24 protein-coding genes are annotated in these 24,740 nt (G+C 70.9%); 4 read left to right on the top strand and 20 right to left on the bottom strand.

Annotation, left to right across the window (positions count from 1 at the left end; translation table 11 throughout):
- Window positions 1–26 precede the first annotated feature (26 nt).
- The 16 genes from LMH63_RS06745 to LMH63_RS06670 all read right to left on the bottom strand — a co-directional run bounded on the left by LMH63_RS06745 (window position 27) and on the right by LMH63_RS06670 (window position 15,147).
- Complete coding sequence (locus LMH63_RS06745) at window positions 27–725, bottom strand: type 1 glutamine amidotransferase domain-containing protein (RefSeq protein ID WP_109677047.1); 699 nt, start codon at window positions 723–725, stop codon at window positions 27–29.
- 326 nt (window positions 726–1,051) lie between these two features.
- Complete coding sequence (locus LMH63_RS06740) at window positions 1,052–2,713, bottom strand: acyl-CoA dehydrogenase family protein (protein WP_109677049.1); 1,662 nt, start codon at window positions 2,711–2,713, stop codon at window positions 1,052–1,054.
- Between the two features lie 80 nt (window positions 2,714–2,793).
- The gene (locus LMH63_RS06735) at window positions 2,794–3,633 is read right to left on the bottom strand and encodes an ion transporter (protein ID WP_109677051.1); all 840 of its coding nucleotides are present in this window, start codon (window positions 3,631–3,633) and stop codon (window positions 2,794–2,796) included.
- 421 nt (window positions 3,634–4,054) lie between these two features.
- Complete coding sequence (locus LMH63_RS06730) at window positions 4,055–5,602, bottom strand: cryptochrome/photolyase family protein (protein WP_109677053.1); 1,548 nt, start codon at window positions 5,600–5,602, stop codon at window positions 4,055–4,057.
- 5 nt (window positions 5,603–5,607) lie between these two features.
- A complete protein-coding gene (locus LMH63_RS06725; RefSeq protein ID WP_229332747.1) occupies window positions 5,608–6,423 on the bottom strand; it encodes a M23 family metallopeptidase in 816 nt (271 codons plus the stop codon).
- A gap of 4 nt (window positions 6,424–6,427) precedes the next feature.
- Window positions 6,428–7,174, bottom strand: a complete 747-nt coding sequence (gene ubiG / locus LMH63_RS06720; RefSeq protein WP_109677056.1) for a bifunctional 2-polyprenyl-6-hydroxyphenol methylase/3-demethylubiquinol 3-O-methyltransferase UbiG — start codon at window positions 7,172–7,174, stop codon at window positions 6,428–6,430.
- Window positions 7,171–7,581, bottom strand: coding sequence for a DUF4149 domain-containing protein (locus LMH63_RS06715; protein ID WP_109677058.1), 411 nt, complete (start codon window positions 7,579–7,581; stop codon window positions 7,171–7,173). The genes ubiG and LMH63_RS06715 overlap by 4 nt, the downstream gene beginning before the upstream one ends.
- A 138-nt stretch (window positions 7,582–7,719) precedes the next feature.
- Complete coding sequence (locus tag LMH63_RS06710; RefSeq protein ID WP_109677060.1) at window positions 7,720–8,538, bottom strand: metal ABC transporter permease; 819 nt, start codon at window positions 8,536–8,538, stop codon at window positions 7,720–7,722.
- 5 nt (window positions 8,539–8,543) lie between these two features.
- Window positions 8,544–9,284, bottom strand: coding sequence for a metal ABC transporter ATP-binding protein (locus LMH63_RS06705; protein WP_109677062.1), 741 nt, complete (start codon window positions 9,282–9,284; stop codon window positions 8,544–8,546).
- The gene (locus LMH63_RS06700) at window positions 9,281–10,273 is read right to left on the bottom strand and encodes a metal ABC transporter solute-binding protein, Zn/Mn family (protein WP_109677064.1); all 993 of its coding nucleotides are present in this window, start codon (window positions 10,271–10,273) and stop codon (window positions 9,281–9,283) included. Before LMH63_RS06700 ends, LMH63_RS06705 begins: the two co-directional genes overlap by 4 nt.
- 118 nt (window positions 10,274–10,391) lie before the next feature.
- The gene (gene dmeF / locus LMH63_RS06695) at window positions 10,392–11,300 is read right to left on the bottom strand and encodes a CDF family Co(II)/Ni(II) efflux transporter DmeF (RefSeq protein ID WP_109677066.1); all 909 of its coding nucleotides are present in this window, start codon (window positions 11,298–11,300) and stop codon (window positions 10,392–10,394) included.
- A 54-nt stretch (window positions 11,301–11,354) separates the two neighbouring features.
- Window positions 11,355–11,897 (bottom strand): Fur family transcriptional regulator, encoded by a 543-nt coding sequence (locus LMH63_RS06690; RefSeq protein ID WP_373317913.1) that lies wholly within the window; start codon window positions 11,895–11,897, stop codon window positions 11,355–11,357.
- 10 nt (window positions 11,898–11,907) lie between these two features.
- Complete coding sequence (locus LMH63_RS06685) at window positions 11,908–12,252, bottom strand: histidine triad nucleotide-binding protein (protein ID WP_109677068.1); 345 nt, start codon at window positions 12,250–12,252, stop codon at window positions 11,908–11,910.
- A 375-nt stretch (window positions 12,253–12,627) separates the two neighbouring features.
- Complete coding sequence (locus tag LMH63_RS06680) at window positions 12,628–13,074, bottom strand: Hsp20/alpha crystallin family protein (RefSeq protein ID WP_109677070.1); 447 nt, start codon at window positions 13,072–13,074, stop codon at window positions 12,628–12,630.
- Window positions 13,075–13,168: 94 nt separating this feature from the next.
- Window positions 13,169–13,858 (bottom strand): tRNA (adenosine(37)-N6)-threonylcarbamoyltransferase complex dimerization subunit type 1 TsaB, encoded by a 690-nt coding sequence (tsaB, locus tag LMH63_RS06675; RefSeq protein WP_109677072.1) that lies wholly within the window; start codon window positions 13,856–13,858, stop codon window positions 13,169–13,171.
- Window positions 13,855–15,147, bottom strand: coding sequence for an MFS transporter (locus LMH63_RS06670; RefSeq protein WP_109677073.1), 1,293 nt, complete (start codon window positions 15,145–15,147; stop codon window positions 13,855–13,857). Before LMH63_RS06670 ends, tsaB begins: the two co-directional genes overlap by 4 nt.
- Window positions 15,148–15,643: 496 nt before the next feature.
- Between LMH63_RS06670 and ectA the strand changes: the two genes are divergently transcribed.
- The 4 genes from ectA to thpD all read left to right on the top strand — a co-directional run bounded on the left by ectA (window position 15,644) and on the right by thpD (window position 19,192).
- Window positions 15,644–16,174 (top strand): diaminobutyrate acetyltransferase, encoded by a 531-nt coding sequence (gene ectA, locus LMH63_RS06665; RefSeq protein ID WP_229332746.1) that lies wholly within the window; start codon window positions 15,644–15,646, stop codon window positions 16,172–16,174.
- 14 nt (window positions 16,175–16,188) lie between these two features.
- A complete protein-coding gene (ectB, locus tag LMH63_RS06660) occupies window positions 16,189–17,484 on the top strand; it encodes a diaminobutyrate--2-oxoglutarate transaminase (RefSeq protein ID WP_109677075.1) in 1,296 nt (431 codons plus the stop codon).
- A gap of 138 nt (window positions 17,485–17,622) precedes the next feature.
- On the top strand, window positions 17,623–18,015 hold the full coding sequence (locus LMH63_RS06655; RefSeq protein WP_109677077.1) for an ectoine synthase: 393 nt from the start codon (window positions 17,623–17,625) through the stop codon (window positions 18,013–18,015).
- Window positions 18,016–18,277: 262 nt separating this feature from the next.
- A complete protein-coding gene (thpD, locus tag LMH63_RS06650; protein WP_109677079.1) occupies window positions 18,278–19,192 on the top strand; it encodes an ectoine hydroxylase in 915 nt (304 codons plus the stop codon).
- A gap of 223 nt (window positions 19,193–19,415) precedes the next feature.
- Here the strand turns inward: thpD and yoaA are convergent, their stop codons facing one another.
- From yoaA to LMH63_RS06630, 4 genes are read right to left on the bottom strand one after another with little or no spacing between them, the layout of a single operon-like run.
- Window positions 19,416–21,329, bottom strand: a complete 1,914-nt coding sequence (gene yoaA / locus LMH63_RS06645; protein WP_109677081.1) for a DNA repair helicase YoaA — start codon at window positions 21,327–21,329, stop codon at window positions 19,416–19,418.
- Complete coding sequence (locus LMH63_RS06640) at window positions 21,326–21,784, bottom strand: tetratricopeptide repeat protein (protein ID WP_109677083.1); 459 nt, start codon at window positions 21,782–21,784, stop codon at window positions 21,326–21,328. The genes yoaA and LMH63_RS06640 overlap by 4 nt, the downstream gene beginning before the upstream one ends.
- Window positions 21,784–24,096: a penicillin-binding protein 1B gene (gene mrcB, locus LMH63_RS06635; RefSeq protein ID WP_109677085.1), complete on the bottom strand. Its 2,313-nt coding sequence runs from the start codon at window positions 24,094–24,096 to the stop codon at window positions 21,784–21,786. The genes LMH63_RS06640 and mrcB overlap by 1 nt, the downstream gene beginning before the upstream one ends.
- Window positions 24,097–24,103: 7 nt before the next feature.
- Window positions 24,104–24,598 carry a disulfide bond formation protein B gene (locus tag LMH63_RS06630; protein ID WP_109677087.1) on the bottom strand — a complete coding sequence of 165 codons (495 nt, stop codon included), beginning with the start codon at window positions 24,596–24,598 and terminating at the stop codon, window positions 24,104–24,106.
- Between the last annotated feature and the right edge of the window lie 142 nt (window positions 24,599–24,740).

The following is a 24,740-nucleotide window of genomic DNA, read 5'->3' as shown; positions in this document are numbered from 1 at the left end:
ACGTCTCCCGGCTACGGGCGCGGATGCTAACGCCCCGCTTCCTCCAGCGCGGCCACCATCGCCTCACCGACGCCCGTGGCCGAAGGCGGGTTCTGCCCGGTCACCAGGCGGCCGTCCCGCACGATATGCGGCTGGAACGGGGAGGCCTTGGTGTGGCGCGCGCCGCGCTCCTGCAGGGCCTGGTCCAGCAGAAAGGGCACAACCCGGTCCAGCTCCACCGCCTTCTCCTCCTCGGTGGTGAAGGCACTCACCTCCCGGCCCGCCACCAGGGCGCTGCCGTCGGAGAGAGTCACGTTCAGCAGGCCGGCCGGGCCGTGGCAGACGGCGCCGATCACCCCGCCCGCCTCGTACACGGCGGCAGTGACCCGCTGCAGCGCCTCGCTGTCGGGGAAGTCCCACATCGTGCCGTGACCGCCGGCGTAGAACACGCCGTCGTAGTCCCCGGCATCCAGGACGTCCGGGGTGGTGGTCGCACGCAGCCGGGCACGGATGGCCTCGTCCTCCCAGAAGGCCCGGGAGACCTCGTCCGGCTCCTGCAGGCTGCCCGGATCGAACGGCACCTCGCCGCCACGCGGGCTGACGAAGTCCACGGCGTAGCCGGCCCGGGTGAGAACGTCGTAGGGATGTGCCACCTCCGAGAGGAAGGCGCCGGTGGACTTGCCGGTGTCGCCGAGCCGGTCATGGCTGGTGAGCACAAACAGAATGCGGCCTTTCGGCGTCGCCATGGTGATACCTCGTCTGGGGTTGCGGTGTTCCGGGGTGGTGCCGGGGAAATGCGGCCGGGCCTCGCCAATTCAACCCCGGGACGCTAGCCCGCATATCTCGCCGATTCGCGAAGCGAGGGCGTGGAGATGGCGGGCAGGAGATGGGCAGCGCGGAGCCCTTCCCGCGGGCCTCTGCGCTTCAGAGCGACGGCCTGGCAAGGCGGCGTTCGCAGCGAATGGCCGTAGCCCTTTGCAAGAACGCCAACGCACTCCAGGGCGCCGCTCTGAAGCGCCCTGCGGGGCTGCAAAGCGCGCGCAGCCGTGAATCGGCGAGATATGCGGGCTAGCTAGAGCCACTCGTCGCGCATGCCGAGGACGCTGCCCACGCCATCGCCCACCGCGGCCGCGAGGGCCGTGGCCCGGGGCAGCCAGTGCTCGGCGTAGAAGCGGGCGCGGGCGAGCCGGGCGCGCTGGCGGTCGCGCTCCACCTCGTCCGCCTCCCCCAGACGCTGTGCGGCGAGCACGGCACCACGGGTGAACAGCCAGCCCGCCAGCGTGCGTCCCACCAGATCGAGGTAGGGCGAGGCCCCGGCGGCGATCGCCAGCGGATAGCGCGGGTGGCGCTCGAGCAGCGCCCCGGTCGCCGTGCGCAGCGCGCTCACCGCCTCGTCCAGGGGCCGCGCCAACGCACCCACCGGCCCGGCCTCCACGGCCTTGACGGTCTCGCTGAGGTCCGCCAGCAGCTCGGTCATGGTCTCGCCGCGGTCGCCGAGCAGGCAGTCCTCCACCAGATGCCGGGCCTGGCGTGCGTTGGAGACATCCCGCACGGGTCCGCCGGCGGCATCGCGGAAGGCCCGGGCCGGACCGCTCTGCAGCGCCAGCCCCGGCCAGCCCCGCAGGTCCAGCCCCTGAGCAGCGAGCTCACGGGCCTGCGCCGTGCACCAGGCCTTGACCACGGGGGCGAGCAGCGCCGCACGCCGGGCGTGGTGGCTCGCCCCGGCACGGTCCCGTTCGCTGGCGAGCAGGGCGCAGAGCGCGCGCATCGCATCCACCCCCACGCGCAGGTGCGCCAGCGCCCGCCGGCGCTCCGGGGCGGCGGGATCGGTCTCCGCCAGCGCGGGCAGAAACTCCCGGCGTGCCCGCCGGTAGGCGCGCTGACTCAGGCCGACGGCCTGAACCCCCGCATGGTAGGCGAGCGCGCCCTGGAGCACTGACACCGCGGCGGTGCCGTCACCCTCGCCCACGGCCTCCGCCGGCACGCCGGCGTCGCCGCCGAGGGCGATCTCGCCCCGCGGCGCACCGCGCAGCCCGAGCGTGGGAGCGAGCTCCGTACAGTGAACGGCACTGCCGTCGCCGTCGGCGACGAGATAGACGGCGTCCCCCGCCGGGCCAGCGGCGCGCACCAGGTAGAGCAACTCCGTGCCGAGGTCGTGCGCCGGATAGGCCACATCCCCCTTGTGCCCGCTGAGGCGCAGGCCGCCATCCGCCTGCTCGGCGGTCACCGGCGGCGCGCCGGGCACGTCCTCCAGGGCCAGCACCGCGGTGCAGCGCCCCTGGGCCAGGGCAGGCAGCCAGCGTGCCTGCTGCTCGGCACTGCCCTCGGTGGCCAGCACCTCCATGGCCGCGGCATTGAGCATGGGCAGCATGGCGAAGGCCGGGGCCGCACCGTGCCAGAGCTCGCGCAGCGGCATGGCGAGCCGCTCCGGCTGCCCGCCGCCATGGGCACCCGGCGCAGCGAGCCCGGCCCAACCCTCGGCGGCGAAGTCACTCCAGGCGGCCGCCACGCCTTCCGGCAGCAGCACCCGCCCGGCCTCGAGCCGCGGCTCCCGGCCCTCGAGCTCACGCCCCAGCGGCACCAGCCGGCGGCGGGCGAACTCGTCACCGGCGTCCAACAGGGCGCCCAGATCCGGCGGGGCCTCGCCCGCCTCGGTCAGCACCTCCCCGACGAGGAAGCCCATCTCCTCGAGCAGGCCGGCGGCCTGCGGCGTGTCAGCGTCTCGCGCGTCCATTGGCTGCCTCACTGCGCTCGCCTTCGACCCGGTCCCCACGCACCGTGCTCCGTTGCCGCAGGCTACACCAGAAGCAGGCGTCAGCGGGTGGCGCCATCCGCCCCGGTGCTCTCCGCCTCCAGCCGGTCCAGCCGGGCGCTGATCCTGCGCACGAGGCTGAGGATCTCCTCGCGCTCCCGGTGCGCCCGCGCCTCGGTTTCGGCACGGCGCTCATCCTGCTCCTCCCAGTGGGCCGATTGCATCGTGTTGACGATGATGCCGATGAAAAGATTCAGGATCGTGAACGCCGTCACCAGGATGAAGCTCACGAAGTACAGCCAGGCGAACGGGTGGGTCTCCATCACCGGGCGCGCGATGCCCATGGACCAGCTTTCCAGGGTCATCACCTGGAACAGGGTATACATCGATGCCCCGAGGGTGCCGAACCACTCCGGAAAGGTCGGGCCGAACAGCTCGGTGCCCATGACGCCGAAGATGTAGAACACCAGCCCCAGCAGGAACGCGATCCAGCCGATGCTCGGGATGGCCGTGATCAGCGCCTCCACCAGCTGGCGCAGCCGGCGCACGGTGGACAGCAGGCGCAGCACGCGCAGGATACGCAGCGAGCGCAGGATGCTCAGCGGCCCGCTGGCCGGCGCCAGCGCCACGCCCACGATGGCGAGGTCGAAGACGTTCCAGCCGTTGCGGAAGAAACGCGGCCCCCAGGCGAAGAGCTTGATCAGGATCTCCACCACGAACACCGCGAGCACGGCCGCCTCGATGGCATCCAGCCAGACACCGGCCAGGCGCGTCACCGTGGCCGAGGTCTCCAGGCCCAGGGTGATGGCGTTGAGCACGATCAGCCCGATAATGAAGCCGTGGGGACCGGGGGACTCGATCCAGATGCCAGCGCGTTCGCGCGCTGCCGCCAGTGAGGCCATGTGAGGTCGACCCTATGAAGATGAACCGCGCTGATGGTGCGCGGAGCCGGCAACCCTGGCAAGACTGACAGCGCGGGCAGGTCGTGGTGCCAAGGGCGGTCCGCGAGGGCATGCGGATTCAGGGGAGGTCGCACGCGGGCTCGCGGATTCTCCTACTGCGGCCAGAATGCGGCGGGGCAGCGGGTCATGCCCGCGGCGGCGTCAGCGTCGGTAGCCGCGGTGCCAGGGCCGCCATCGTGTCCGGGGCGGCGGGACACGGCGTGTCCCGGCGGGAGGTACACGGCTCCGGACCGGGGCACCACGCGCCGACATGCCCCGGGGTCGCGGATTTTCCCGCTGCGGCCGGCCCCGGGGACGTCGCACGCGGCTTGCCGCGCACGACGCTTCCATCACCCGCAGGGCAGGCCCCTTCCGGACGAGGTCAGGCGCCCGCTCCGAGGCGCTCCCGCAGGGCCGCCGCCGCGCGGCGGATCGCCGCCCGCTCCTCCTCCGGCTTGCGCTGCAGATTGCGCAGCTGGAACTGCAGCCGGCGGTTACCGCGCAGGCGCCCGGCGTGGCGGTCGAGGAAATCCCAGTACAGGGTGGTGAAGGGACAGGCTCCCTCGCCGGTGGCCTGCCTGGGGTCGTAACGGCACTGGCGACAGGCGTTGCTCATGCGGCTGATATAGGCGCCGCTCGCGCAGTACGGCTTGCTGCCGACGATGCCGCCATCACCGTACTGACTCATGCCCAGGGTGTTGGGCAGGCTCACCCAGTCCACCGCATCCAGATACATGGCCATGTGCCACTCGTGGAATCGATACGGGTGCACGCCATAGAGCTGCGCGAACAGCCCGAGCACCATCAGCCGCTGGATGTGATGGGCATAGCCGTGGGCGAGCACCGAGCGCATGGCGTCGGCGATACAGGCCATGTCCGTGTCGCCGTCCCAGTAGCAGGCGGGCAGCGCCCCCTCGTGGCCGAGGGCGTTGTGGCCGGCGTACTCCGGCATGTGCAGCCAGTAGACGCCGCGCACGAACTCGCGCCAGCCGAGAATCTGGCGCACGAACCCTTCCACCGCGTTGAGCGGCGCCCGGCCGGCCTCCCAGGCCGCGACGGCCGCCTCGACGCAGCGCCGCGGGTCCAGCAGATGCAGATTGAGCGCCGCGGACAGGCGGGCGTGATAGAGGAACGGCTCTCCGGTCCAGATGGCATCCTGCCAGGTACCAAAGGCTGGCAGCCGGTGGCGGATGAAGCTGTCCAGCGCCGCCTCCGCCTGCTCCGGGGTCACCGGCTGGTCGAACGCCGCGGCGTCACCCGGATGCCCGGGGAAGCGCGCCTGCACCAGCGCGATCACCTCGCGGGTGGTCGCGTCGGGCTCGAAGGATGGCGCCGGCGGCAGCTCGCCCGGCCCCTCGCGGCCGAAGGTCTCGCGGTTGTCGCGGTCGAAATTCCAGGCACCCCCCGCCGGCTGGTCGCCGTCCATGAGCACGCCGTAATGCCGGCGCAGATGGCGGTAGAAGTACTCCAGCACCAGCCCCTTGCGACCGCGCGCCCAGTCGCGGAAGCCCTCGCGGCTGCAGTAGAAGTGGCGGTCGGCGCGCTGCTCCAGCGGCAGGCCGAGGGCGGCGGCGGCCGTCTCCAGGCGCCGCTGCACCCGCCAGTCCCCCGGCTCGACCACCACCAGCCGCTGCGGCGCCAGTGCCGGCACGTCCGCCTGCAGCAGGGTCACGAAATCCGCGCCGCGGTCCGCCGCAGGATCGGGGCCGAGGGCGTGGTAGTGCACCTTGATGCCCCGCTCACGCAGTCGGTCACGAAAATGACGCATGGCACTGAAAAACAGCACCAGGCGCTGCTGATGGGCCGGCACATGGGTGGCCTCCTCGGCCACCTCGCCCATCCACACGGCGTCCTGTTCCGGATCGAAGTCGTCCAGGGCGGCGGATCCGGGGTCGAGCTGATCGCCGAGCACCAGCACCAGGTGCCGCATGCGCGCTACTCCGCCGCCTGATCCATGGGCGGCACCAGCAGCGAGGGATCGATGCGGGCGTCGAGCCAGTTCATGCGCCAGTCCAGGTGGGCACCGGTGACACGTCCGGTGGCCCCCACCTCGGCGATCACCTCGCCCCGGCGCACCGCATCGCCCTCCTCCACCAGGATCCGCGAGAGGTGCAGAAACGCCGAGGACAGCCCGTGGCCATGGTCGACGATGAGCGTGCCCCCGGAGAAGAACAGATCCGGCGCCACCAGCGTCACGACCCCATCCGCCGGCGCCTCCACCGGCGTGCCGGTGGGCACGGCGATGTCGATGCCGTAATGGGGCTGCCGAGGCTGCCCGTTGAGGATGCGCTGGCTGCCGTAGACACCGGAGATCGGCCCGGTCACGGGCCACTGCCAGCCGCTGTCGAAGTCCATCGCCGGGCGCCGGGTGGCCCGGGCCGCACGCACCCTTGCCTGGTCCTTGCGGATGCGCTGCAGGGTTTCGGCGTCCGGGCTCACCTGATTGCCCGGCAGCCCGTCGATGCGCTGGACGTCGTAGTCGCGCTGGCGCACCGCGATCACCTCGCGCGCGCGGCTGCCGTCCGGTCGGGTCACCCGCACCTCCACTCGCTCCGGTGCATCGCGGTCGAGCCCGATCAGGAAGCGCCCGTCGGGCCCCACCGGCACCTCCCGGCCGGCCACCGCCACCTCGCTTCCGGGCGCGGTGCGACCCTCGAGCAGCGCGCCCTGCAACGGCTCGCCCGAGATCTCCAGTGCCGCCGCCAGCGCCGGCGCCACCAGCAACGAAAGCGTCAGCAGTACCCTTCGCAACACCTCAGCCTCCCGCCGGCGCCCCATCGCGCACGGCCATCATCATGTAGTTCACCGCAAGGCTGCGAGTGTAGCGGAAGCGCCGGGTCAGGGGGCTGACCGCCACGCCGGTGCGGTGCGCCACGTGCAGGCCGCCGTCCCGCAGGCAGGCCTCGACCTCCGCCGGACGGCGTAGCTTGCGGTACTGGTGGGTGCCCTTCGGCAGCCACCGCAGGATGTACTCGGCGCCGAAGATCGCCGTGATGCCGGCCAGCGGCGTGCGGTTGATGGTGGCGACGAACATCGCCCCGCCCGGCCGGACCAGGGCGCAGCAGGCCGCCATGAAGCCCTCGAGCCCCGCCACGTGCTCCACCACCTCCATGTTCAGCACCACGTCGAAGCGCTCGCCGGACGCCGCCAGCGCCTCGGCACCGGTCGCCGCATAGCGCACCGGCAGCCCCGAGCCCTCGGCGTGGCGCTCGGCGACGGCGATGTTCCTGGCCACGGGATCGATGCCGAGGACCTCGGCGCCGAGGGCGGCCAGGGATTCGCTCAGAATGCCGCCGCCACAGCCAATATCCACCGCCCGCAATCCCGCCAGCGGCCGCTCGCCCTGCTCCCGCTCGAAGTGCTCCACGAGCCGATCCCGGATATAGCCGACGCGGAACCGATTGAGGCCGTGCAGAGGCCAGAACGGGCCTTCCGCATCCCACCACAGCCCGGCGAGGCGCTCGTAGTAGGCCGCCTCCTGCGGGTCCAGGCTGACGGTCATGCCCGCACCAGGGCGATGGAGACGCCGACCGCCACCAGCAACGCCACGATATTGAGCGCCACCGAGGCACCGTGCAGGCGGCGGAAGCGCTGCGCCCCCGCGCCGCCCGCGTCCCGGGCGCGGTTGATGGCCGGCACCAGTGCAAGGGAGCCAAGGGCCAGTGCCGCCAGAGCGACGCCGCCGGCCAGCACCCAGCCGCCTGCGGTCGGGGCGATGAGGGCGGCCAGGACCAGCACCAGGGAGCAGCCGGCCCCGAAGAGGTAATAACGCGGGAAGACGGTGCGCAGGAAGCGGCCCGCCGACTCCCCGTCCAGCGCCTGGAAGACGGTGGGCGCCACCACGAAGGAGAAGAATCCCATCGCCCCCAGCCAGAGCGAGAGCGCGAACCAGGTGAGCCATTCAGCCATGTTGCCCCCTTGTGCGTCGATGGCCCGCAGGACGCTGCGCCGCGCTCCCGGTCGGGGCCAGGCAGGCATTGCGGACCGGCGAACGGCGAGCGGCGGGCGTGCCCCGCCCCTGCACGGACCGCGCCGCCGCGCGGGCGTTCACTGCCCGCGGCGCAGGGCGCTGATCGCCGTAGAGGCCAGGAAGGCGGCCCCGGTCAGCAGCACGATCACCGCTCCGGACGGCAGATCCGTGCGATAGGACAGCGCCAGCCCACCGGTATTGAGCACCAGGGCCACGGCGGTGGCCAGCGCCATCATGCCCGCCAGCGAGCGCGTCCAGTGGCTCGCCACCGCTGCGGGCAGGCTCAGCAGCGCGATCACCAGCACGAGCCCCACCACCTGGATCAGCAGCACGGCCGTGAGCGCCACGAGGCAGAGCAGGAGCAGATAGAACACGGTCACGCGAATCCCGCGCAGAGCGGCGAACTCCTCGTCCAGGCAGACGGCGAGGAACTGGCGGTACCAGAGCGCCACCGCCGCGAGCAGGAGCACATCGAGGCCGGCCATCAGCCAGAGGTCCGTGCGCGAGACCAGCAGGATGTTGCCGAACAGAAAGCTCATCAGGTCCACGTTGTAGCCCGGCGTGCGCGCGATGAGCAGCACGCCGGCAGCCATGCCGCAGGCCCAGAGCGCGCTGATCAGGGTATCCGCCTGTGCCCGCCAGCGGAGGCTCACCGTGCCCAGCAGCAGCGCGGCGAGGACCGCGCCCACCGCGGCCCCGAGCAGCGGCGGCCAGCCGGAGAAGTAGGCGAGGCCCACGGCGCCGAGCACCGCGTGGGCGATGCCGCCGGCGAGATAGCCGAGGCGGCGCACCACCACGTAGGGGCCCATCAGTCCGCAGCCGATGCTGGCGAGCACCCCGGCGAGCAGCGCGTTGCGCAGAAACCCCTGGCTGACCAGCGCGTCGAGAAAGTCCATGGCGCTCAGCCGTGTCCGTGCTGGTGGTCGATCAACCGTACCGGGTGGCCGTAGAGCTGCTCCACCACCGCCGGCGTCAGCGCCTCGGTGCCATGATGGACGAGGGTGCGATTGAGGCAGGCAACGCGGCCCACATACTGCGAGACGAAGCCGATATCGTGGGTCACCACGATGATGGTGATGCGCCGGTTGAGCGCCCGCAGCAGCTCGAAGAAATCGTGCTCGACCCGGGGATCGATGTTGGCGGTGGGTTCGTCGAGCAGCAGGACGCCTGGATCCGTCGCCAGCGCCCGGGCGATCAGCGCCCGCTGCAGCTCGCCGCCGGAGAGCGCCGCGATGGGGCGTCCGGCGAGCCCGGCGATCTCGACCTCCCGCAGCGCCTGGTCGGCGATGGCGTGGTCCTCGCCGGTGTAGCGCAGCAATCCACGCGTAGCGCCGAGGCGCCCGGTAAGCACCAGCTGGCGCACGGAGACCGGGAAGTCCCGACTGAAGCGCGGATACTGCGGGACGTAGCCCACCCGGCGCCGGCCCCGTCCCGGCGGCTCGCCGAACAGCCGCACCCGCCCGGCGCGCAGCGGCATCAGCCCAAGGATGACGCGCAGCAGCGTGGTCTTGCCGCCGCCGTTCGGCCCCACGATTCCCACGAACTCGCCGGCCTCGACGCGGAAGTCCACGTCCTCGATGACCGGCGGGCCACCGAACCCGGCGGTGGCACCCTGGACGTCGATGACGGCCTCAGCGGTCATTGCATGGCCGCGCGAAAGGCGCGTGCCACCCGGCGCAGATTCGCGGCGTAGTCCTCCGCCAGCGGATCCACGGCGACCACCTCGCCGTCGATGGCCTCTGCCACGCGGCGCGCGCTGCGCTCGCTGAACTGGGGCTGGACGAAGATCACCCGCACGCCGGCCTCGCGTGCCTGGTTCACCACGCGGGCGAGGCTCGCCGGCCCCGGCTCCTTGCCCTCCAGCTCGATGGGCAGCTGCTCGAGGCCGTAGCGATCAGCGAAGTAGCCCCAGGACGGGTGGTAGACCATGAACCGGCGCTGGCGGATGTCGGCAAGCATGGACTCGAGCTCCGCATCGAGCTCCCGCAGACGGTCGCGATAGGCCTCGAAGCGCTGCCTGTAGACCCCGGCGCCGTCCGGGTCGAGCTCGCTCAGGGTATCCCGGATGGTGGCCGCCATCGTGATCACGTTGCGCGGATCCGTCCAGACGTGGGGGTCGGGTTCCTCGGGGGCGTGCGCATCCCCGTGCTCGCCGGCATGCTCATGCCCGTGGCCGGTCTCCTCGTGCGGCTCCTGGGTGTGGTCGGCCTCCCCACGGTGCCCATGCGCCCCGCCGGACGCGTGGTCGTGCTCCTCCTCACCGCCATGGCCATGCCCCTCGATGGCGCGCATGGCAATGCCCTTGCGCAGATCGACGATGCGCATCTCCGGGCTCGTCTCCCGCAATCGAGGCAGCCAGGCGGTCTCGAAGCCGACCCCCATGCTGAAGTACACGTCGGCATCGGCGATGGTGGCCACCTGCCGCGGCGACGGTTCATAGGTGTGCGGGCTCTGGCCCGGCTGCACCATGGCGGTGACCCGGACGCGCTCGCCGCCGATGCGCTCGACGAAATGCTTCTGCGGCAGCACGCTCACCGCAACCTCCAGCGGCTGCGCGGTGGCGGCAACCGGCAGCAGGAGCGCCAGCAGCGGCAGGCACGCCACGGCGCGCAGGATGGCTTTGCTAAGCATAGGGCATCTCCCCAGAGGACACGGACTGGAATGTAACAGTATTACATAACATTCCGCCATCGGGTACAGCGGCACGCACGCGCGGCAGCGGCCACCGGTGCAGGTGGGGAGCCTCGCGTCAGCCCGGGCAATGCTGAACCTCGACGGTCACGTGCACCAGCTCCGGGCGATGCGCCAGGCGCCGCCGGTAGACCTCGGCGCTGTGCGGATGATGGGTGACCACCGAGATCTCGGCGGCATACAGCTCGGGGCCGATGCTCCAGACATGCAGGTCGCTTATGCGGCTGTCGGCAATCGACTCGATGCTGGTTCGCACATCCTGGCGCAGCTCCGCCGGCCCCTCGCAGTCAAGCAGCACGGCCCCGCTCTGGCGCAGCAGGCCCACCGACCAGCGTGCCACCAGCAGCGAGCCGACGATGCCCATCACCGGGTCGAGCCAGGCGGCGCCGAGATAGCGCCCGGCGAGCAGCGCAAGGATCGCCAGCAGTGAGGCCAGCGCATCGGCGAGCACGTGCAGCGTGGCCGAGCGCAGGTTGTGGTCGTGCCGGTGCTCGTGGCCGTGGGCATGGCTGTGCCCGCCGAGGACCACGAAGCACAGGGCGTTCACCATCAGCCCCACCACGGCCACTGCGATGGCGGGCTCGAAGCGGATGGGCACCGGCGCCAGCAGCCGGCTCACGCTCTCCCAGGCCATCACCGCGGCGAAACCGGCCAGCAGCACCGCTCCGGTGAACCCGCCGAGGGCATTCATCTTCCCGGTGCCGAAGCTGAACCGCGCATCGCCGGCGCGACGGCGCATGAACAGATAGGCCAAGCCGGCGATGCCGAGGGCGACGGCGTGCGAGCCCATGTGCAGTCCGTCGGCAAGCAGTGCCATGGAGCCGAAGGCGAGGCCGGCGGCGATCTCCACCACCATCGTGAGCAGCGTGATCGCCACCACGAGCCAGGTGCGCCGCTCGCCGCCGCGCATGCGATCCAGGCCGAAGGTGTGGTCCTTGCGCCAGGGCTGGAGCGATTCGGTGTGCATGTCGGGAATCCTCAGCGACCCGCATCGATCGGGGGTATGCCGGTGTGGGCCGGGTCATTCCGGCCGGTCGCAGACCTCCGCCTGGCAGCCGGGGCACAGGCCATCGAGCTCTATGGTCTGGCTGCCCAGGTGGAATCCCAGCGCCTGTGCGCGCTCGGCGATCAGCCGTGTAATCTCCGGGTCGCTCAGCTCGGCGACGGCCTCGCAGCGGCGGCAGATGAGGAACTGGCCGGCATGCGCATGGCGCGGATCGCCACAGCCGACAAAGGCGTTCAGCGACTCCAGGCGGTGGACAAGGCCCTCGTGGCGGAGGAACTCCAGTGCCCGGTAGACAGTGGGGGGCGCCGCGCGCTGCCGGCGCTCGCGGAGCTGGTCGAGGAGGTCATAGGCCTTCACCGGGCGGTGGCTCTGCCACACCATCTCCAGCACCCGCCGGCGCAGCGGCGTCAGCCGCACGCCGCGCTCGGCACACAGGCGATCGGCCACGGCCAGCGCATCGGCGACACAATGGGCGTGGTCGTGGCCACGTCCGGGGAACGGGCTGACCAGCGTCTCATCGCCTGCTGCCGCAACCGGCTGCGAATCCGGCTCCGTCACGATGACGCCCTCAAGCCGGCAGCATGGCGCCGAGCGGCCGGCCGCCCAGGAGATGGACGTGCAGGTGATACACCTCCTGCCCTCCGTGCTCGCGGCAGTTGACCACCAGCCGATAGCCGTCCTCGGCGATGCCCTCCCGACGCGCCAGGTCCCGGGCGACGATGAACATGTGCCCGATCAGCGACTCGTCCGCCTCGTCGATGTCGTCCACCGTCGGGATCACCTTGTTCGGAACGATCAGGATATGCGTTGGCGCCTTTGGCTGAATATCACGGAACGCGGTCACGCGATCGTCCTGGTGGACGATGTCCGCCGGCATCTCGCCGTTGACGATCTTCTCGAAGATGTTCCCCATCGCATGCTCCCGCTTGTGGCTGATTCCGGCACGATCACCGCAACAGCGTACCCGTGCCATCGATGCTGATGCCACGACACCGTTCGCCCCGAACTCCGCGGCGGAAGCCAGTGAGGCGGTCAGGCCGGGATGGGGTGGCGGCGAACGGGACCGTAGGCGAGAGGGACCTCGCCTACGAGCTTACAGGGACGTATTCACAGCGTGTCCCGTTCGCCGCCACCCCATCCCGGCCCGGGCACGGCCGCGAAGCTGCCCGTGGCGCCGCGGGGCTTCCCTGACTCCCAGGGCTGGCCATCACTGAACAGGCCGCAAAAAAGGGCGGAGGGATTGCCTCCGCCCGGGGCCCGCGTTGGCGGGCCATCGGCTCAGGGGGAATCACTGCTCCACGGGGATGCGGCGGGAGCGCGCACCCTCGCGCTTGCCGATCTCGATCACCAGCACTCCGTTCTCCCCGCGGGCCTTCACGTTCTCCGGGTCCGCCGTATCCGGCAGCGCGAAGCGCCGGTAGAACACACCGTGGGCCCGCTCCACGCGCCGGGCGCCGTTGCCGCCCGTGTCCTTCTCGTAGTGACGCTCGCCGCGGATGCTGAGCACCCCGTTCTCCATGGTCACCTCGATGTCCTCCGGCTTCACGCCGGGCACATCGGCCTCGACCAGGAACCGCTCCGGCTCCTCACGGATGTCCACCGCCGGTACCCACTGGCTGGTCTCCACCGTGGAGAAGTCCAGGTTGCGGTCGAACCACGGCGCGTCCAGCAGGCGGTTCAGCTCCCCGCTCAGGTCCCGCAGCGACCGGCTCGGCGTATAACGCGTCAGGTCCATAAGCATCACCTCCGACAATTTCTTTCAAGCCACTGATCTTCGTGACCTTTCATTGGCAGAGATGTGGTCGGCGGCGGCGTTTTCAAGGACCCGCTCAGGGGCGAGGCGTGGCTACCCGGTTGCGCAAATAGATCGGCGCGGCGCGCTCCGCCGGCACCGCCTCGCCGGCGGCGAGACGCACTTCGGCCAGCCCGAGCGCATCGCGGGCGTCCGGCAGGCGCTGAGGTTCGATGGCGAGCAGCCCCGGGCGCAGGCGCTCGGCCAGGGCCTCGGGGTGGGCCGCGAAGCCCGTGCCCGCTCCGAGCCAGCGCCCGGGCGGTGGCGCTACCGCCTCCGGCGCGGCGAGGCTGTCCGCAACCACCGCCTCGGGTCCCTCCGGCGTCGCCCGGTAAACCGCCGTGTAAACCTCGCCCATGCGCGCATCCGCCGCCACCAGCACCCCCGGGGCCCCGGCGCCACCCCGCAGCGCGCCGGCAGCGATCACCTGCAGCGTCGACAGCGGAATGACCGGTCGCCCGAGGGCAAAGCCAAGCCCCTGGGCCACGCCGGTGGCGATACGCACGCCGGTGAACGCCCCCGGCCCGGCGCAGAACGCAATGGCATCGATGGCGCTGCGGGTGACGCCGGCCTCCGCCAGCAGCGCCTCCAGCATGGGCAGCAGGGCGGCGGAGTGGCCGCGCGGCAGGTGCCGCCAGTGGCCGTGATCCCGGCCGACCACGCGCAGCGCCACCGAGCAGGCCTCGGTGGTGGCGTCCAGCGCCAGCAGCACGGCGCCCCCGGTCACGGCTCCGCCTCCTGCGCCGCGGCGTCGACGTCCTCGTTCTCGCCAAAGTCGAATTCCAGCTGCTGCTCCTCGTGGCGCGGGTCAAACTGCCCGCTGTAGACGCTTTCCCGCGGCAGCACGCGGTAGTTCGAGGCCTCGCTCACGGGGATCGGCGGGCCGGTCCGCTCGCGTAGCAGTGCGTAGGCCCCGAGCAGCACGCCGGCGCTGCCGATGGTCCAAAAGAGCCCCGTCGGCCCGATCGCGGCCATGAGCTGGGAGGCGATTACCGGGCCGAGAATCATGCCCACGCCATGCACCAGCAGCAGCCCCGCGCTCGCCCCGAGCAGCTCCGAGGGCCGGACGAAGTCGTTGGTGAGCGAGACCGCAATGGGGTAGATGGTGAAGGCAAGGCCGCCCCAGAGCACCGCCAGGGCGATGACGATACGGTCACTCATGCCGGAGGCGGCAATGATGCCGGCGCTGCAGGCCGCCACTGCCAGCGACACCGCGGCGATCACGTAGCGCCGGTTGAAGCGGTCGGAAAGGCGCCCGATGGGCCACTGCAGCAGGAAACCGCCGAGGATGGTCAGCCCCATCAGCGTCGCTACGCCGTTGTTGCTGAAGCCGACACCGCGGGCGTAGATCGGCGCCATGCCGAGGAAGCCGCCGTTGACGACACCTGCCATGGCCGAGCCCACCAGCCCCAGCGGCGAGGCGGCGTAGAGATCCCGCAGCCGCACCGGAATGATCTCCACGAGCTCCGGGGAGGCGATGCGGGTGATGGTCACCGGCACCACGGCGGCCGCGATCAGCATCGCCGAGAGGCTGAACAGCTCGAAGCCCGCGGGGCTGCCGGTGAACAGCAGAAACTGGCCGCCGCCGAGCCCGATGTAAGTGACGATGCTGTACACCCCGAGCACGGTCCCGCGCCGCTCGCGGGGCGTGCGATCGTTGAGCCAGCTCTCGGTCACCATGTACAGGCCGGCGAGGCTGAAGCCATAGGCCAGGCGCATTCCCGCCCACACCCAGGGCTCGATCACCACCGGATAGGCCAGCGTACTGATCGCCGCCAGGGCCGCGAATGCGGCGAAGCTGCGGATATGGCCGACGCGCGCGATGATCCGCCCGCAGACCCGGGTGGCCAGCACGAAGCCGACGGAATAGCAGGCGGTCACGAGGCCGATGACCTCGGTGGGGAACCACTCGTGGGACATGCGCACGCCGACAAGGGTGCTCAGCAGCCCGCCGCCGGTGAGCAGCAGGCCGAAGGAGGCGAACAGCGCGAAAAAGGGGGATAGCGTGTGGCGCATGCTCCGGCCGGCAGTGCGGGTGGTCGCGGACGGCGCCGAGCATAGCCGACGCCCGGGCGGCTGACGAATGCCGGCGGCGTCGAAGACCGTCGTTAGCTTGACCAAGTCTAAGCAGACATGTTCTCATAACCGGACATTTTAATGGGAGCCGTCCCCGGCCAGCGCCGCGGCACGCGACTTGCCATCAGCACCCCCGACGCCCCGCTTTCTGTTCCCCTCGCTGAACGCTCACCCCGCCCGGCTCGCGCGCCGCTCGGCTCGGGCGTCAGGTGCTCAGTCAGGAGTCTGCGCCGTAGAACGTCTCCCGGCTGCGGCGGCCCCACTGCGGCCGCTTTGACCGCTCGCGCTCGTTACATAGTCACCACTATGCGCCTCGCACGAGCGGCCAAATCGCCTCGCAGTGGGACCGCCTCGCTCGGAAGATTTCTACGGCGCAGACTCCTAAAATTCCCGGAAAGGCCGGCTGCCGGCTCGGCCCCCCTGCCAGGAGGTGACCGTGTCCCGCCCCCACCATGATGACGGTATTCAGATCCGCACCCCCGCCCTCGCCGATGGCGCAGGCATGTGGGAGGTAGTCAAGGCCGCCGGAACGCTGGATCTGAACTCCAGCTATCTTTACCTGCTGCTGGCCCGGGATTTCGCCGACACCTGCGTGGTGGCGGAGCACGAGGGCCGGGTGGTGGGCTTCGTCACCGGCTATCGGCCTCCCCAGCGCCCCGAGGTGGTCTTTCTCTGGCAGGTGGGCATCCGCCCGGAGATGCAGGGCCACGGGCTCGGCAAGCGGTTGGTGACGGCTTTCCTGCGCCAGCCCGGGGCAGACCGCGCGAGCATCCTGGAGACCACCGTCACACCCTCCAATGAAGCCTCTCGGGCACTGTTCCGGGCCATCGCCCGCGAGCTCGATACCGAGTGCCGGGTGGAACCCTGTTTCCGGTCGGACGACTTCCCCGACAGCGGCCACGAGGACGAGGAGCTCTTCGTCATCGGCCCCTACCGGCCGTCCGCCCTGAACCGACTCGCGAACTGACAGAGGTACCGACCATGGACTTCCTCAATACCATCGACCGCTACGAGTCCGAGGTGCGCAGCTACGTGCGCAGCTTTCCGACCGTGTTCGAGAAGGCGCGCGGCTCGTGGATGTACGACATCGACGGCAACGCCTACCTCGACTTCTTCGCCGGTGCCAGCGTGCTCAACTATGGCCACAACCATCCGGAGCTCAAGCGCGCCCTGATCGACTACCTCGAGGCGGACAACATCACCCACAGCCTCGACATGGCGAGCGTCGCCCGAGCAGAATTCCTGAAGGCGTTCAATGACATCATCCTCGAGCCGCGGGGGATGAACCACCGCATCCAGTTCCCCGGACCCACGGGGACCAACGCCGTGGAAAGCGCGCTCAAGATCGCCCGCAAGGCGAAGGGCCGCCCCGGGGTGATCGCGTTCACCAACGCCTTCCACGGCATGACGCTCGGCGCGCTGTCGGTCACCGGCAATCAGTTCAAGCGTGACGGCGCCGGCGTGCCGCTCAGCCACACCGACTCCATGCCCTACGACAGCTACTTCGGTGGCGACGTAGACACCATCGACTATCTCGACAAGCTGCTGACCGACGGGGGCAGCGGCGTCGGCCACCCGGCCGCAGTGATCGTCGAGACCATCCAGGCCGAGGGCGGCGTCAACGTGGCGAGCGGCGAGTGGCTGCAGCGCCTGCAGGACGTCTGCCGTCGCCACGACATGCTGTTCATGATCGACGACATCCAGACCGGCAACGGCCGCACCGGCCGGTTCTTCTCCTTCGAAGAGTACGACCTCGATCCCGACGTGGTGACGGTCTCCAAGTCCATCTCCGGCTACGGGCTGCCGCTTGCCCTGGTGCTGGTCAAGCCGGAGTTCGACATCTGGGAGCCGGGCGAGCACAACGGCACCTTCCGCGGCTTCAATCCCGCCATGATCACCGCGAAGCGGGCACTGGAGCTGTTCTGGAGCGACCAGCGCTTCAGTCGCGAGGTCGAGGCGAAGGGCGAGCGCATGCGCCGCTTCCTGGAGGGCCTGACGGAGCGGTATCCACAGGCCCGGGGCTGTGTGCGCGGTCGCGGGATGATGCAGGCCGTGGAATTCGCCCACAAGGAGCTGGCCGGTGCCATCTCCAAGCGCGCCTTCGCCCACAATCTGGTGATCGAGACGGCCGGCCCCGACGACGAGACGCTCAAGCTCCTGCCACCGCTGACCACCGAGGAAAAGGACCTCGAGCGGGGCCTTGAGATTATCGAGCAGGCCCTGATCGAGGCCATGGGTGAGTTTGGCCTGAGCACCGCTGAAGCAGCCGGGCAGTAGCCAGCCCGGCGTGACGCAGAGCCGCTCCGGGCCTATCCTTGCCACCGTGTCGCCCGCCGCGACGGCCACCCCGGGGCTACGCGCTCCGGGGTAGGCTGACGGGGCGGACTGATCCATCAGCCACAGGAAAGCGCACACATGAAGATCGTCAGAGTTCAGGACATCATTGGCACCGAGCGCGAGGTCGAGGGCCCGGGCTGGACCAGCCGCCGCCTGCTGCTGAAGAAGGACGGCATGGGCTTCTCGTTTCACGAGACCATCATCCCCGCGGGTGCGGAGCTACGCCTCTGGTACAAGAACCACCTGGAAGCGGTGTACTGCGTGGCCGGCAACGGCACCATCGAGGATCTTGCCACCGGCGAGGTGCACGAGATCCACGACGGTGTGCTGTACGCGCTGGACAACCATGACCGTCACATCCTGCGCGGTGGCACCGAGGACATGCGCCTGATCTGCGCCTTCAACCCCCCCGTCACCGGGCGTGAGACCCACGACGCCGATGGCGCGTACAACCTCGTCGTCGAGGACTGACCTGCCCCGACCCGGGCCGCTGGCTTGACAGCCGGCGGCTCAGCCTCGTATAGATCGTAAGCAAGGAAGCCGCGGGCAACGCCGTGGCGCCCGACCAGCAGGATACCCGCGTGGCGCAACGCCCGCTCGCGAAAGGGTAGCCTTCAAGCTCATCAGGTAATCGATCCGGCCGGCGCCGCGGCAGCCCCCATTGGGCACCGCTCAGGGCGGTATTGCCCGCACCCGCAATCCAATCCCGGGGAATCGGCGAGGAGGTTGTCCTATGGAGAACACTCGCGATCGCTATCCCACTCGCACCCAAGAAGCCCTGCGCATGTTCCCGCGCCTCGATCCGGTGGTGCATACCGACGAGGACCGGCGCTGGGATGGCCCGCTCGGCGAAGCCGAAGTGGAGGCATTCGAGCGCGACGGCTTCCTGTTCTTTCCCGGATTCTTCGGCGCCGATGAAGTGGCCGAATTCCGCGAGGAGCTTCGACGCCTGGAGCAGGAGCCGTCGCTTCGCGACTGGGACGGCATGGTCCGCGAACCAGGCTCCGAGGAGGTGCGCTCGGTGTTCGCCATTCACCGCCCGTCCATCTCGGAGCGCCTCGCGAGGCTCGCGCGGGACCGCCGGCTGCTGGACCGCGTGCAGCAGCTGCTGGCGAGCCCGACCTACATCCACCAGTCGCGGATCAACTACAAGCCCGGCTTCAAGGGCAAGGGCTTCAACTGGCACTCGGACTTCGAGACCTGGCACGCCGAGGATGGCATGCCCTTCATGCGGGCCATCAGCTGCTCGATCGTGCTCACGGACAATCACGAGTTCAACGGCCCGCTGATGCTGGTGCCGGGCTCGCATCGGTGGTTCGTGCCCACCGTCGGCGAGACGCCGGAGGACAACTATCGCAGCTCGCTGAAGGACCAGCAGGTGGGGGTGCCGGACGGCGACAGTCTCGCGGCCCTGATCCGCGAAGGCGGCATCGAGGCCGCCAAGGGGCCCGCCGGCTCACTGCTGATGTTCGAGTGCAACACGCTACACGCGTCCAACGCGAACCTGTCGCCGGACCCGCGCAGCAACGTGTTCTTCGTCTACAACAGCGTGCGCAACAGGCCGTCGGGCCCCTTCAGCGCCCCCAAGGAGCGCCCGGACTTCCTGGCCGAGCGCAGCGACTTCACCGCGCTGGAGCCCGCGGACTGACGCGGCCGTAAATCATCCACTCCGCAGGCGGCCTGCGGGCCGCCTTTTGCTTTGGGAACAACCGCAAAGCCGCGAAGTACGCGAAGGAAGAAATGCTTGAGGGTAATGCGCGCGGCAGCGAGGCGGAGCTCGGCCGCTTATATCGAGGCATTCATGTAATCACCTTCGCGCTCTTTGCGTCTTGGCGGTTGTCTCGAAGCGCCCTGCCCCCAGCCCGGCGAGGTTACGCGGCGAAGAAGGCCTCCACGTCCTCCAGGCGGCGGGTGAGGGGCATGGGCGGGAGGCTTTCGCGGAAGACGCGGCCGTAGCTGCGCTGGACGAGGCGGCCGTCGCCGATGACCAGCACGCCGCGGTCGCTGGCGTCGCGGATCAGCCGGCCAACCCCCTGGCGCAGGGTGATCACCGCCTCCGGCAGCTGGTACTGGGCGAACGGGTTGCCGTGGTCCGCCCGCAGCGCCTCGATGCGGGCGCGGGTCACGGGATCTCCCGGAGAGCCGAAGGGCAGGCGGTCGATCATCACGCAGGACAGCGCCTCGCCGCGCACGTCCACCCCCTCCCAGAAGGACTGCGTCCCCAGCAGCACGGCGTCCCCGGCCGCGCGAAAGCGCTCCAGCAGCCGCTGCTGGCCGGCCTCGCCCTGCACCAGCAGGGGATGGTCCACCCGCCCCGCGAGGGTGTCGGCGGCGATGGCGAGGGCCCGATGGCTCGTAAACAGGAGAAACGCCCGGCCGCGGCTCGCCCGCAGCACCGCAGCCACCTGCTCCAGGTACTGCGGCAGGTAGCCCGGGGACGAGGGCTCAGGCAGGCCGGCCGGGACGTACAGCAGGGCGTTCCGCCGATAGTCGAAGGGACTGTCCACTCGCAGGGTGCGCGGGGACTCCAGGCCGAGGCGGCGGGTGAAGTGCTCGAAGCGCCCGCCCACCGACAGTGTCGCCGAGGTGAACACCCAGGCCGCGGGGTGGCGCTGCATGTGGGCGTGGAACGTGCCCGCCACCGACAGCGGCGTCAGCCGCAGGCTGAACCCCTGGCCCCGGGTCTCCAGCCAGCGCACGGTTTCGCCCTCCTCCGCCTCGCCAAGGAACCGGCGCAGCCCCGCGGCCAGCTCGCCGCTGCGCCGGTGGCAGGCCTCCAGCCCCTTGCCCCGCGGCGCCTGGGGCTCGAGCGCCGCCACCAGCGCGTCCAGTGCGCCGAGCAGGGACTCGGCCGCGCCGATCACCGCCGCCGTCGCCGCCAGGGACCAGGCCTCCCGGCGCTCCGGCCCGAGCGCCAGGCGCAGCTCCGCAGCAGCCCGCTCCAGGGCGCCGGCGCGCTCGCCGAGGGCCGGTGAATCGCCGGCCTCGCGCAGCTGTTCCGCCCGCGTATCCCGGGCCAGGTCCTGAAGCTGCCGGCTGGATATCGTCAGCCCGAAGAACTGCGCCGCGGTCTCCGGAAGCTGGTGAGCCTCGTCCAGGATGTAGACGTCCGCCCCCGGCAGCACCTCGCCATAGCCCCCTTCGCGCACCGCCCAGTCGGCCATCAGCAGGTGATGGTTGACCACCACCACATCCGCCTCCTGGGCGCGGCGCCGGGCCTCCATCAGGAAGCAGTCGCTGTAGAGCGGGCATTCCTGGCCGAGGCAGTTGTCCGCGGTGGAGGTCACCCGGGGCAGAAGCATCGGATCCAGGGTGCCGTCCGGCGCCTCGGCGAGATCGCCGCTGCGGGTGCGCCCCGCCCATTCCCGCAGGCGCTGGAAGCGGTCGGCCAGGGCACGGGATTCGAGCCGCCCCGCCTCCGCGGTGACCTGGGTCCGATAGGGGCAGAGATAGTTCGTGCGGCCCTTGAGCAGAGCGCGCCGGACCGGCCGCTCGAGGGCATTCGTGACCAGCGGCAGATCCCGGTGATAGAGCTGATCCTGCAGGGTCCGGGTGCCAGTGGAGATGACCACACGCCGTCCGGCGAGCAGCGCCGGCACCAGATAGGCGAAGGTCTTGCCGGTGCCGGTTCCGGCCTCGGCCACCAGCGTCTCCCCGGCCTCGATGGCCCCCGCCACGGCCTCGGCCATCGCCTGCTGCTCCGCCCGCGGCTCGTAGTCGGGGATGGCGCGGGCAAGCTCGCCATCCTCGGCGAGGGCCGCGGCGACGCGGGCGGACAGCGTCATTCGCCGGACTGCAGACCGGCGGCGCGGGCCTCGGCCTCGCCGGCGCCGGCGTCATCACCCTGGCGCTCGCGCGCGGCGGCGATCAGGCGCCAGTTCGTGGCGCGCAGGCGGCGGTCGTCGCCTGCCAGACCGTCCGCGCGCAGCGCCATCTGCTCCGCCTGCCCGTAGGCGCCCTGGCGATAGCGCACAATGGCGAGGTTGTGCCAGAGCACCGCCTCGTCCGGCGCGATGCCGATGGCGCGCTCCAGCAGTGCCGCCGCGCGCTCCTGATCGCCGGCGGCGCTCGCCGCCTCCGCCTCGGACAGCAGCCCCGCAACGGCATCCGGCACCGGCTCCTCCGCCGACGGTGGCGTCGGCCGCTCCGCCGGTGCCTCGTCGGGCATACGCTCTAGCGGCGCACAGCCGGCCAGCAGCACCAGCAGGAGGGCGGCGAGCAGCATCCGGTATCGCATCATCAATCGAGCCATCTCCTGAACCACCCCGCGGCCCGGTCGACCACGTTGCTCTCCTCGACGCAGGGGGCCGCGGCCCCGGGCGCCGCGCCCTCGACGTAGGGTAGCTGCACCGCCCCCTCGCAGTAGGCCGCTGCCCGCCGGCCGCTGGCCGGGTCTATCCACACCACCTCGATGCCCTCGGGCGGCCGCGGCGGGCTGCGCCGCACCGGAACGCCCGCCATCATCTCACCCCAGACGGTCATGGCACCGCTGCTGCCGGTGAGGCCGGTGTCGCCGCCGTCATCGCGCCCGGCCCAGACCACCGCGAGGGTATCGCCGCGATAGCCGGCGAACCAGCTGTCGCGGTTGTCGTCCGTGGTGCCGGTCTTGCCTGCGATGCTGCCATCCGCCGGCAGCCAACGGCCGAGGCCCCGCGCCGTGCCCTCTGTCACCGCCCGACGCAGGGCGTGGTTGACCAGGAACACCGGCTCCGGGGCAAAGGCACGCTCCACCGACAGGGGATAGCGGTTCAGCGCCTCGCCCTCGGCGGTGGTCACCGCGCGCACCGACCGCAGGGGCATGCGATAGCCGCCGCTGGCGAGGGTCGTGTACGCGCGGGCGATGTCGATGGGCGTCTGCTCCACCGCGCCCAGGAGCAGCGAGGGGTAGACGGTGTCGGGAACGCGCAGCCCGAGGCGACGCATGACGTCCACCGTGGCCCGCAGGCCGACGTCCAGCCCCAGCCGCACGGTGGGGACGTTGTAGGAGTGGGCCAGCGCCTCCCACAGGGCCACGTCGCCGCGGAACTCGCCGTCGTAATTCTGCGGCCGCCACTCCTGGCCGCTCTCGTTCTGCAGGGTCACCGGCCGGTCCTCCAGCCGGGTGCCGAGGCCATAGGCGTCGCTGCGCTCCAGCGCCGCCAGATAGACCGCGGGCTTGATCAGCGAGCCAACGGGTCGGCTGGCATCCAGCGCGCGGTTGAAGCCCTCGAAACGCGGCTCGCGCCCACCCACCAGCGCCCGCACTTCGCCGTCGTCGGTGTCCACCACCACCGCCGCCGCCTGCACGTCGGATCCCAGCTCCGCGGTGCGCCGGATAATCGCTGCCTCCGCCTGCTCCTGGGTCGCCGGCGCCAGCGTGGTGAAGATGCGCAGGCCCTCGGAGGTCAGATCCTCGGCCCGATAGTCCCGCTGCAGGTGGCGCCGCACCAGGTCCAGGAAAGCGGGATAGTCCCGCCCGGCGCCGCCGCCCTCCTCGATCACCCCGAGCGGGGCGGCGCGGGCGGCGCGCGCCTCGGCCGGGCTGAGATATCCCACCGCCACCATTCGGTCCAGCACGAGGTCACGGCGCGCACGGGCCCGTTCGGGATGCCGCCGCGGGTTGTAATGGCTCGGGCCCTTGACCATGCCGACCAGCAGCGCCTGCTCGGCAACGTCGAGGCGCTCCAGCGGCTCGCCGAAGTAGAACCGGCTGGCGAGGCCGAAGCCATGGATCGCGCGGCTCGGCGCCTGCCCGAGGTAGACCTCGTTGAGGTACGCCTCGAGGATCTCCGCCTTGCTGTAGCGCAGCTCCAGCAGCACGGCCATGACCGCCTCGTTGGCCTTGCGCCAGAGGGTGCGGTCGGCGTTCAGGAAGAAGTTCTTGACCAGCTGCTGGGTGAGCGTGCTGCCGCCCTGGACGATCCGACCGGCCTGCAGGTTGGCCACCAGCGCCCGGGCAATGCCGGTGGGCGAGATGCCGAAGTGGTCGGGGAAGCCCCGGTCCTCCACCGCCAGCAGGGCTTCCACCAGCGGCCGCGGCACCTCCTCCAGCTGCACCAGAATGCGGTCTTCCCGATGGGCGGGATAGAGCCCGCCGATGGGCGCCGGGTCGAGCCGCGCCAGGTCCACGCCGGCGCCGCTGCGGGGGTCATGCAGCGTTGCGACGTGGCCATCGGCCAGCTGCAGCTCCAGACGCTGCGCCGGCTCGCGCCCGTCCCAGAAGCGGAAGGCCCGGGTGTGGATGCCGAAGCGCTGGCCGCTGCGGGTGTACTGCCCGGGCCCCTGCAGGCGCTCCACCGGCCGGTAGCCGGCGGCGCGCAGCTCGGCGAGCAGGGTCTGCGCATCCAGCGGCCGGCCGACGTGCAGCTCCAGCGGCCGTGCGTACACTCGCGCCGGTACCGCCCAGCGCTTGCCCTCGAACTCCGTGCTGACGCGATGATCCAGCCATGCCACGTGCGCGGCCGATACCAGGACGCCGAGGACCACCACGCCGAGCAACCAGCGGCGCAGATGCCAGCGACCCTGCCGACGGCGGGGCTTGCGCTTGCCGTTGGCGGCGCGCCGTCGGGCCATGCCGGAGTCAGGCCCCCCGCCGGCGGGCCAGGTTCAACAGGGTCCCGACGACACCCAGGACGACGAAGGCCGCCAGCGTCCACCAGGGAATGCTCAGGCCGAGCACACGGTCCACCTCGGCGCACTCCCCGGAGCCGGAGAGCACCATGGAGACCGTCTCCCAGAACGGGAAGGCGCCCAGCATGTAGTCCAGACCCGGGCCGCAGGCCGGCACCTGGTCCGGCGGCAGGGACTGTAACCAGAGATGCCGCAGGGCGAGCGCCACGCCGCCGGACGCCGTCACCGCCAGCAGGCCGGCCACGATACGGCCACCGCCGAAGCAGGCGCCAAGCAGGAACACCACGGCCAGCGCGGCGAACACCAGGCGCTGGAAGATGCAGAGCGGACAGGGCTCCATGCCCTGCACCCACTCGAGATAGTAGGCACCTGCCAGCAGGGCGGCACAGATCCCGAATCCGGCAAGGTTCAGGGCACGCCGGTGGGGCGCGATGGACAGTAGCATTGAGTCCTCGGCGTGGGCGGAACGGCGGAGCCGCTATGCTAGCAGAGCGGCCCTACCCGCACGCGAGCTGTCTCACATCAGCAACATACGCCGGAGTATGGACCCCTGGGCGTGGGCGTGGTAATGGTGACGCCGCGCCGTT

Source organism: Spiribacter halobius (assembly GCF_020883455.1).
Lineage (GTDB): Bacteria > Pseudomonadota > Gammaproteobacteria > Nitrococcales > Nitrococcaceae > Sediminicurvatus > Sediminicurvatus halobius.
The sequence above is the reverse complement of the archived record's forward strand: the minus strand, read 5'-3'. Positions and strand labels throughout refer to the sequence as shown.

Bases quoted from the DNA above. Each gene is read 5' to 3' on its own strand.
- LMH63_RS06745 (WP_109677047.1), bottom strand. From the start codon at position 725: ATGGCGACGCCGAAAGGCCGCATTCTGTTTGTGCTCACCAGCCATGAC.
- LMH63_RS06740 (WP_109677049.1), bottom strand. From the start codon at position 2,713: ATGGACGCGCGAGACGCTGACACGCCGCAGGCCGCCGGCCTGCTCGAG.
- LMH63_RS06735 (WP_109677051.1), bottom strand. From the start codon at position 3,633: ATGGCCTCACTGGCGGCAGCGCGCGAACGCGCTGGCATCTGGATCGAG.
- LMH63_RS06730 (WP_109677053.1), bottom strand. From the start codon at position 5,602: ATGCGGCACCTGGTGCTGGTGCTCGGCGATCAGCTCGACCCCGGATCC.
- ubiG (WP_109677056.1), bottom strand. From the start codon at position 7,174: ATGACCGTCAGCCTGGACCCGCAGGAGGCGGCCTACTACGAGCGCCTC.
- LMH63_RS06715 (WP_109677058.1), bottom strand. From the start codon at position 7,581: ATGGCTGAATGGCTCACCTGGTTCGCGCTCTCGCTCTGGCTGGGGGCG.
- LMH63_RS06710 (WP_109677060.1), bottom strand. From the start codon at position 8,538: ATGGACTTTCTCGACGCGCTGGTCAGCCAGGGGTTTCTGCGCAACGCG.
- LMH63_RS06705 (WP_109677062.1), bottom strand. From the start codon at position 9,284: ATGACCGCTGAGGCCGTCATCGACGTCCAGGGTGCCACCGCCGGGTTC.
- LMH63_RS06700 (WP_109677064.1), bottom strand. From the start codon at position 10,273: ATGCTTAGCAAAGCCATCCTGCGCGCCGTGGCGTGCCTGCCGCTGCTG.
- dmeF (WP_109677066.1), bottom strand. From the start codon at position 11,300: ATGCACACCGAATCGCTCCAGCCCTGGCGCAAGGACCACACCTTCGGC.
- LMH63_RS06685 (WP_109677068.1), bottom strand. From the start codon at position 12,252: ATGGGGAACATCTTCGAGAAGATCGTCAACGGCGAGATGCCGGCGGAC.
- LMH63_RS06680 (WP_109677070.1), bottom strand. From the start codon at position 13,074: ATGGACCTGACGCGTTATACGCCGAGCCGGTCGCTGCGGGACCTGAGC.
- LMH63_RS06670 (WP_109677073.1), bottom strand. From the start codon at position 15,147: ATGCGCCACACGCTATCCCCCTTTTTCGCGCTGTTCGCCTCCTTCGGC.
- ectB (WP_109677075.1), top strand. From the start codon at position 16,189: ATGGACTTCCTCAATACCATCGACCGCTACGAGTCCGAGGTGCGCAGC.
- LMH63_RS06655 (WP_109677077.1), top strand. From the start codon at position 17,623: ATGAAGATCGTCAGAGTTCAGGACATCATTGGCACCGAGCGCGAGGTC.
- thpD (WP_109677079.1), top strand. From the start codon at position 18,278: ATGGAGAACACTCGCGATCGCTATCCCACTCGCACCCAAGAAGCCCTG.
- yoaA (WP_109677081.1), bottom strand. From the start codon at position 21,329: ATGACGCTGTCCGCCCGCGTCGCCGCGGCCCTCGCCGAGGATGGCGAG.
- LMH63_RS06640 (WP_109677083.1), bottom strand. From the start codon at position 21,784: ATGATGCGATACCGGATGCTGCTCGCCGCCCTCCTGCTGGTGCTGCTG.
- mrcB (WP_109677085.1), bottom strand. From the start codon at position 24,096: ATGGCCCGACGGCGCGCCGCCAACGGCAAGCGCAAGCCCCGCCGTCGG.
- LMH63_RS06630 (WP_109677087.1), bottom strand. From the start codon at position 24,598: ATGCTACTGTCCATCGCGCCCCACCGGCGTGCCCTGAACCTTGCCGGA.